The 6,796-nt window shown below is 45.6% G+C and carries 9 protein-coding genes; 2 read left to right on the top strand and 7 right to left on the bottom strand.

The features are described 5' to 3' along the window. Nucleotides 1-222: 222 nt before the first annotated feature. The 7 genes from OXH39_18235 to OXH39_18205 form a co-directional block, all read right to left on the bottom strand. Entirely contained in the window at nucleotides 223-504 is a 282-nt protein-coding gene (locus tag OXH39_18235; GenBank protein ID MCY3552405.1) for a hypothetical protein, read from the bottom strand. Continuing rightward, nucleotides 476-1,096, bottom strand: a complete 621-nt coding sequence (locus OXH39_18230; GenBank protein ID MCY3552404.1) for a class I SAM-dependent methyltransferase — start codon at nucleotides 1,094-1,096, stop codon at nucleotides 476-478. The genes OXH39_18235 and OXH39_18230 overlap by 29 nt, the downstream gene beginning before the upstream one ends. Before the next feature lie 54 nt (nucleotides 1,097-1,150). Further along, on the bottom strand, nucleotides 1,151-1,522 hold the full coding sequence (locus OXH39_18225; GenBank protein MCY3552403.1) for an ASCH domain-containing protein: 372 nt from the start codon (nucleotides 1,520-1,522) through the stop codon (nucleotides 1,151-1,153). 6 nt (nucleotides 1,523-1,528) lie between these two features. Then, complete coding sequence (locus OXH39_18220) at nucleotides 1,529-1,849, bottom strand: putative quinol monooxygenase (protein MCY3552402.1); 321 nt, start codon at nucleotides 1,847-1,849, stop codon at nucleotides 1,529-1,531. A gap of 113 nt (nucleotides 1,850-1,962) precedes the next feature. Further along, a complete protein-coding gene (locus OXH39_18215; protein MCY3552401.1) occupies nucleotides 1,963-2,463 on the bottom strand; it encodes a hypothetical protein in 501 nt (166 codons plus the stop codon). 445 nt (nucleotides 2,464-2,908) lie between these two features. After that, nucleotides 2,909-3,985, bottom strand: a complete 1,077-nt coding sequence (locus OXH39_18210) for a hypothetical protein (protein MCY3552400.1) — start codon at nucleotides 3,983-3,985, stop codon at nucleotides 2,909-2,911. Nucleotides 3,986-3,997: 12 nt separating this feature from the next. Beyond that, the gene (locus OXH39_18205) at nucleotides 3,998-4,753 is read right to left on the bottom strand and encodes a class I SAM-dependent methyltransferase (GenBank protein ID MCY3552399.1); all 756 of its coding nucleotides are present in this window, start codon (nucleotides 4,751-4,753) and stop codon (nucleotides 3,998-4,000) included. Nucleotides 4,754-4,947: 194 nt separating this feature from the next. Between OXH39_18205 and OXH39_18200 the strand changes: the two genes are divergently transcribed. Then, nucleotides 4,948-5,199, top strand: coding sequence for a hypothetical protein (locus tag OXH39_18200; protein ID MCY3552398.1), 252 nt, complete (start codon nucleotides 4,948-4,950; stop codon nucleotides 5,197-5,199). 377 nt (nucleotides 5,200-5,576) lie between these two features. Then, nucleotides 5,577-6,791, top strand: a complete 1,215-nt coding sequence (locus tag OXH39_18195; GenBank protein ID MCY3552397.1) for a DUF4268 domain-containing protein — start codon at nucleotides 5,577-5,579, stop codon at nucleotides 6,789-6,791. Nucleotides 6,792-6,796 lie beyond the last annotated feature (5 nt).

The following is a 6,796-nucleotide window of genomic DNA, read 5'->3' as shown; positions in this document are numbered from 1 at the left end:
ACCTACCGGGCCTGGATTCGAGACGGTTCATTTTTCTAAAATTGACAGTTATGGTGCGGTTTGTAACCGCACCGGGCTTCATTACAGAATTACCGAATTAAATTGTTAATCTTCATCAAATCGCACCTGCCAGTCTTTTAGTACGTAAGTCCTGTCCGAGCTGGACGGATGCGACGGAGAACCCACGCGGTGCATTTACATCTGAATATTGGATTGGGACGCTTATCTCCCAACCTTTTTGAGCAGCCCCCAAGTTGTGGCAGCCTTATCCAACGGTGATACGCTCAAGACCTGTTCCATATCTTGCTGAATCTCATCTTCAGTCAGGACACGGTCATAGATAACAAATTCATCAAGTTTCCCTCCATAGGTCCGCGGACCATCAAGACGATTGCCGAACCAGTGATCGTTTTGAGAAACAGGGATTTCACCTTGGACTTTATAGATGTTATCAAGTTTTAGGAAACTATTCGGCTCATTTTGAACCTCCACATTTACGAACAATAAAAGAATTGAATATCCTACCCTCATGAGGCTCTAATCTTCGGTAGTATTCTAACCTAAAGAATCGTTGTAAAACTTCCAGAAGTGCCTCAGTCTTCCAGAAAGAAAAAAACCGCTTCGGCTCATACTGGTCGTGTTCCCAGATACCCTCAAAGTTTTCGTCTCCCCATAGACCGAGATACATCAAGCCACCTTTGTTGAGCCGTCTTGAGATTAGATGCAAAATCTGATCAAAGTCGCGCTTTGGTATGTGTAGGAGACAATTCATGGTATACACCGCATCGAAGTGTTCGTCAATTTGGTCGAGATCGTAACAATCCAAGACTTGCGCAGTGATACCCTTTTCGGCAGTGAGTTTGACCATCGTTGGGGCATTATCCACCGCCAAAACGCGCAGTCCTTGACTTTGAAAAAACTGGGCATCCCAACCGGGGCCACACCCAATTTCAAGGAAGGTCTCTCGTTCCTCAGCCTGCAAGAATTTGAGAAACTCCGCCCGCTCCTGGACTTTGAATTCGTCAGGCGAGTGAGATGCCCTTTCATGCGCGTACTTTTCATAAGAGTTAACAAGTGCGTCAGTGAATTGCATCATGTCGGTTAACTCTCCTATCGGACCCCAATTGGCACTTCAACGATTAGGTTAATGTCAACGACCAATAGGTAGGCAAGCACCAATATCGATTTTATAGATTCTCCGCCGCGCGACACAAGGAATAGGTGGCTCTATGCGCCGTACATTTGAGAGTTCCCAACAGATATAGTCAGGGATCCACTCTACTCCTTGCGATTTCGCTTCTTCAGGTTTCCATTCGTGAACACCCGTAATGTCAACGATTGCGCGTGCCAGTCCGTTTGGATCCTCCTGTCCTTCTTCGGTCAGGTAAATCTCATTCTCAACAAGCACGAGATTGAGAAAGGGAATCTCCGGTGGTAGCCAACGCCGGATTTCGACGACCTTCTTACCCGCAAGAATGTTCCAGACAGAAGGTGAAACTATGGACAGTGCGTCAACTATCAAAACCGGCTACTCCCAAGCGTCGTCTGGCGGGTAAATGTTGGAACTTCCGCCGCCTGCGCCTTTAAAGTCGTTCTCAGCGAACCAGTCTTTGACGGTATCACGCCATTTGATGAAGTGTGGTGCTTTCAGATGCTCTTGGAATGCTGCCTCGTCTACATAGACTTCGTAGAGCCAGATCCGATTCGGATCGGCACCGTCTTGAATTATATCAAATCTGAGACAGCCGGGTTCATCCGCGACAGAGCCTTTCGCGTCGTCTATCATGGCTTCGATGAAGGCATCTCTGTGTCCTTCCTTAATCTGAATCGGTGCGATGATAACAAACATAATCTTTCTCCTTTTTTAAAACATTAGGGATTGACTTCCCTTTTAACATTGCAGCCTATCATATCGTGGGACCGTTGTCAAATTCAAAGTTGAAATGGTAGACTCTACGGCCTCTAATTGCGGGACGGCTTCTTTAAACGATTGAAAACCGAGTCTGTCTCATCTAAGGGTGTCTTGAGTTTTCCTCTGCAAATGCAATCCAAGAGTTGATGCGGCTTATCAAATATATCAAGGTGTTTCGGATTGAGAGAAGAAATTTCCTCGTCTATAAAAGCCTTTGCGATCGCTTTTCGGACCTCTTGGAGACTGACTTGTCTGTCAATTTCAAGATACCCGAGAATTCTTCTCCTTTCTTCTCCTAAATCGTTTTTTTCTGCGCCGAGTTGATAAAAGGGGTCGTAGGTTTTCGCGGCGTATTGTGTGCGATTCGGATTCGCGGTTTTATACGCTTCTTTCAAAATGCGTCGGTTTTCAGGGGTGTTTTTCATCTCGTGGTATTCCAATGCGTCGTCAAGGACGATGGAGATATTCCCTGGAAGGACTTTGAGGAGCATTTCGCCGCAGCGTTGTGCGAACCACTTTTTGTTCTCTTTTGAAGTTTTTAGAGCCGTCATTTTTATCTCCTTAGATTTTCTTAATGGTATCAAACGTTGATTGTTGTCTACTCCGGTATCAGGTTTTCGGTTGTGATATCATCTCTAAAAGTTTATATCGCATTAACCACACCTTAGTGCACAGACTAACAGTCTATGCTACAAAGGAAACCCAAACTAAAAGTTTATGCGACAATTTCAATCAGAGATGGTATGAGATACGGAATAGACATATAGAGGTTTAGTTTCGCTTAGCAGTCTTTGAAGAGCTGGGTTAGGTTTTGCAGGGGTGGTCTGCTGTGTCCTAACGGTTCAAATTCGTTATAGATATATTATAGTATATATATCAATATTTGTCAAGTTAAAACAAATTCAGTATAAAAGGGCGAGGATACAATCCTCGCCAGCGGTGGTGGTCTCTTGTTCCCTGACGAAATGTAAAAATACCTACATATCTGTTGAAATCCTATGCTGATGCGACTGTTAAGGCATTCAACTTATCCGCATCTAATTCAACACCGAGTCCCGGTCCTTCGGGTGGATAGAGGTGGCTGGCTTCTGCGCGGATTCGCTCTTTCGCTGGAGATGCAGTATAGAGGACGGGTCCCATCGGATCACATGGTAGGGTAAGGTTCGGCATTGAAACACCGACATGGATTTGCGCGGCTGTCCCAAGCGTCGATTCCTGATCGGTGCCAATCAAACATTCGAGTCCAGCTGCTTCTGCCAACGCAAATAGACGACGGATATGGGTTGGACCCCCTGCTACACACGCTACATTGAAGACGGTGCAAGCACCACATTCGGCTGCCGCATATCCGTATTCTAAACTACTGATGTGCAGACTCACCGGCAAATCCATACGTTTGGTGAATTCCGCACACACCTGTAGGTCTCGTGAGGGTTGTTCAAAATGGTAGGGTGCATGATGGCGCAGGACATCGGCGTAACGCAGGGCAGTCTCCCAATCATTGAATCGACCGGAGCAATCGAGTTGTTTGAGCTTGATCCGCTCACCAAATCTGGACTTCATCTCAGTCAGGAACTTGTCATCCAAGTCACTGTCACCGGATATATAGTAGCGGAAGAGATGGTGACCGAGGTCTATCAGTCGTTGTAGATAGCCCGCAGTCTTTTCAAAGTCCTCCTTCACCTGCCATCCGAAAATTGGGTAGCAGCAATAGACGCTGTCTCGCATCTTGCCGCCGAGCATTTGGTAAGCCGGTACGCCCTGGACCTTGCCGTTTAGGTCATAAAGTGCAAGGTCAATGGCGGAAGCGAGGTGTAGATTGCTAACCGTGCTACCGAAATTCTGCGTCTGTAGGAACTCATTGATTTCAGTGATACGGGTGGCATCACGTCCAACCAATAAATCGTTGTAGCGTTTGGCGATTGCGCCTAAATCGTCAGCCTTGCTGTCCGAGGCTTCTCCCAATCCAATGGGTCCATCATCTACATGGACCTTGACAATAACATGCCCGGATATATGACCGTAATAACGCGGTGTCTCAATCTGGAATGTCTCAACTTTTGTGATTTCCATTGATGTCCCCTTTCACTTCGTTTGCCGAAGGTCAAGAACGGCTTCGTAATGTTTGGTTATCTGACCGTCGTACTTTGTGTCAATGAGATTGGCAATCCCTTCAAACAGACGACATCTATTTTCGTCTGGCAACGCGATGTGCCCTGAATATGTGCCCAAGAGTTTGATGTACTGCTCAGATGAATACGTTTGCGTCCATGGGTAGACGCGTTTAATTGGATATTGAAAGGCTTCCACGCCGGGAAAGTTTGTGGCGTGTGTAGGACGATTCGTGGTCGGTAGCGCGTAATATTTATCATAGAGACTCTGGCTCTCTGCAAAGAATCCCTCATTCTTTCTGACATGCTGATTGGAGAAAACGGCAAGGAAACCCTTTGATTTAATCACTTCGGATGCCTTCAGGTATCTCACTTTTGGGTCTACCCAATGGAAAGCGGTGGCAGAAATAACTAAATCAAACTTTTCGTCTGATTCCCACTCTTCAAATGCTTTTTCTACAAATGAAACATTTGGAAATCCTTCCAACCTTTCTTTTGCGACGGCGATCAGGTCGGCACCTATATCCAGACAGACCAATTCGTATCCGCATTTCGCAAAAGGTCGCGTTGCTTTTCCGGTGCCGCATCCGATCTCAAGAATCCTGCTGTGGTCTTCAAGATCAGAAAGGTCTATGACATCTTGGATTAGTTCTTCAGGGTAGCCGGGTCGGACATCTTCATAGAGCGTTGGAGCGGTATTGAACGTGATCTTGAGTTCGGTATTTGACATAGGGTTGTCCCTTTATAGTGCATTATGAAAATAGATAGTTGCCTCAGTGAGCGACGAATGGGAAAACGGCATCCGACCGTTAGCGAAGCTTTCCAGGGAAGATACCGAAGCAAACATCTCGCTTATCTTTTGGTGTACAAGCACAAGTAAGTGTACATTTTAGCACAGTTTCAGTTATATAACACCATCCATTTTTGGAGAATTTTAATGGACGATTTAGTCGCTCCTCAGCAACCTCCACAGAGAGCACACAAGAAGCATATCAGCGCGCTACACAACTTAGAGACGTGGTTAGTAGGTTGAATACCATCCGATGCCTTGTTAGCGAATTACCTACCACCTTACACGAAATAGGGAAATCTTCTCAAATGCCGGCGCATTATGCCAAAGCCGAACTCACCGAGCGCGAGGCAATTGCAAGATTCAAAGACGGGAAACAGCGATAACACACATCGACTTGACACACTGATGAAGTTTTTTTCTTGACAGAAGAAGTATGAATCGTTTAGACTAAAAATAACTTGGCGGATAGCGTATCCCTCGGGGCGTAATCTTGCTGCACACTTCCTATGCTGTGAAGCGTGTCGAATCCTATCCAACCTCGCGATACAAGCATGCCAAGCCTCCAAGGGAATTCTCCTTGGGTTTTACAATATTATTTGATGTCTCTATCAGTTTGCGTCTCCACACAGACGCTGAATCTGTTACAGATACATCTATGTTTTTGGTGTTTATGTAGTACTCATATTACTTGGCATTGACTTACAAAAATTATTATTACAGAAGATCATCACAGAATCCGTTCGGAAAGGGAAATGAGCGAATGGCATTCAAGGAACATATTGAGGACATACGTACAAGGTTAGAACAGAGACAGTTTACAAATGAAACCGCAGTCCGTCTGGGCATCGTAGATAGGCTTCTCACTGTGTTGGGGTGGCCAACGTACAATCCACAGATTGTTTCTCCTGAATATCCAATTGACACAGGTAGGGCAGACTATGCTTTGTGTCATCCAGCCGGACAACCGCGCTCTCTTATTGAGGTGAAGCGAGTTGGAAAGATTGACGGAGCAGAAAAGCAACTCTTTGAATACGCTTTTCACAAGGGAATCCCAATCCTTATCCTTACCGACGGGCAGAAATGGCGTTTTTTTCACCCATCAGGATCAGGAGACTACACAGAGCGTCTCGTGCATGAGTTCGATATTGTTGAAGACGACAGTGCAGAAATTGCGAGCCATCTAAACAGGTATCTCAATTACGCGTCAATACAGACAGGCGAAGCGATGACAGCCATTGCTGCGGACTATCAGAACGTCTTTCGGAACAGAGAGATTCTCAGATCTTTGCCTGAAGCATGGGATAACTTGGTGTCGGGAAAATCAGAAGATTCAGAGTTTTTAATAGAGGCTGTGAAATCTGAAACCCAACGCTTGTGTGGCAATACACCTACCGATGAACAGGTTTTTAACTTCCTCAAAGGTTCAGAGGGGAAAACAGGTGAAATAATAATAGAAGATCCGCCACCGCCGCCAGCCTCACGTCCGATAAGCAGATCGCGTCGAAAGGAGAAGTATACCGTCTACTTTCAAGAATTGATAGATCAACTTCGAGAACAGCATAACTTTACAAAAGCGCGTCGTGCCATAAAAGGTCAGAATTACTACTGCTTTTCGTCAGGCTGTTCGGGCGTTCAATATAATGCGCAATTTATGAAACAGGGGGAAGTGTTTGTAGGTCTTTATATTGACTTCGGTATTTACGACAAGAACAAAAACTTCTTTGATCTTCTCAAAGAAAGGGATTCCGAAATCAATGCGAAATTCGACGCACCGTTATCCTGGGCCCGGCGTAACGATGTAAGGGGATGCTCAATAGGATTTCTGCAAGATGCTGACATAATCGCCGACGTGAGTGCGCTGACAGCCATCAGAGCATGGCATATTCAGAACCTACTGAAGTTCAAAGAGGTCTTTACGCCTGAAATACAACGCGTGCTTGGCAAACTGAAATCCAGTGAAATGGGAAGTAAATAACAGCA

The organism is Candidatus Poribacteria bacterium (assembly GCA_026702755.1).
In the GTDB taxonomy this organism is placed as follows: Bacteria; Poribacteria; WGA-4E; order WGA-4E; family WGA-3G; genus WGA-3G.
Note: the sequence above shows the minus strand (reverse complement) of the source record. Positions and strands in the feature narration are given on the sequence as shown.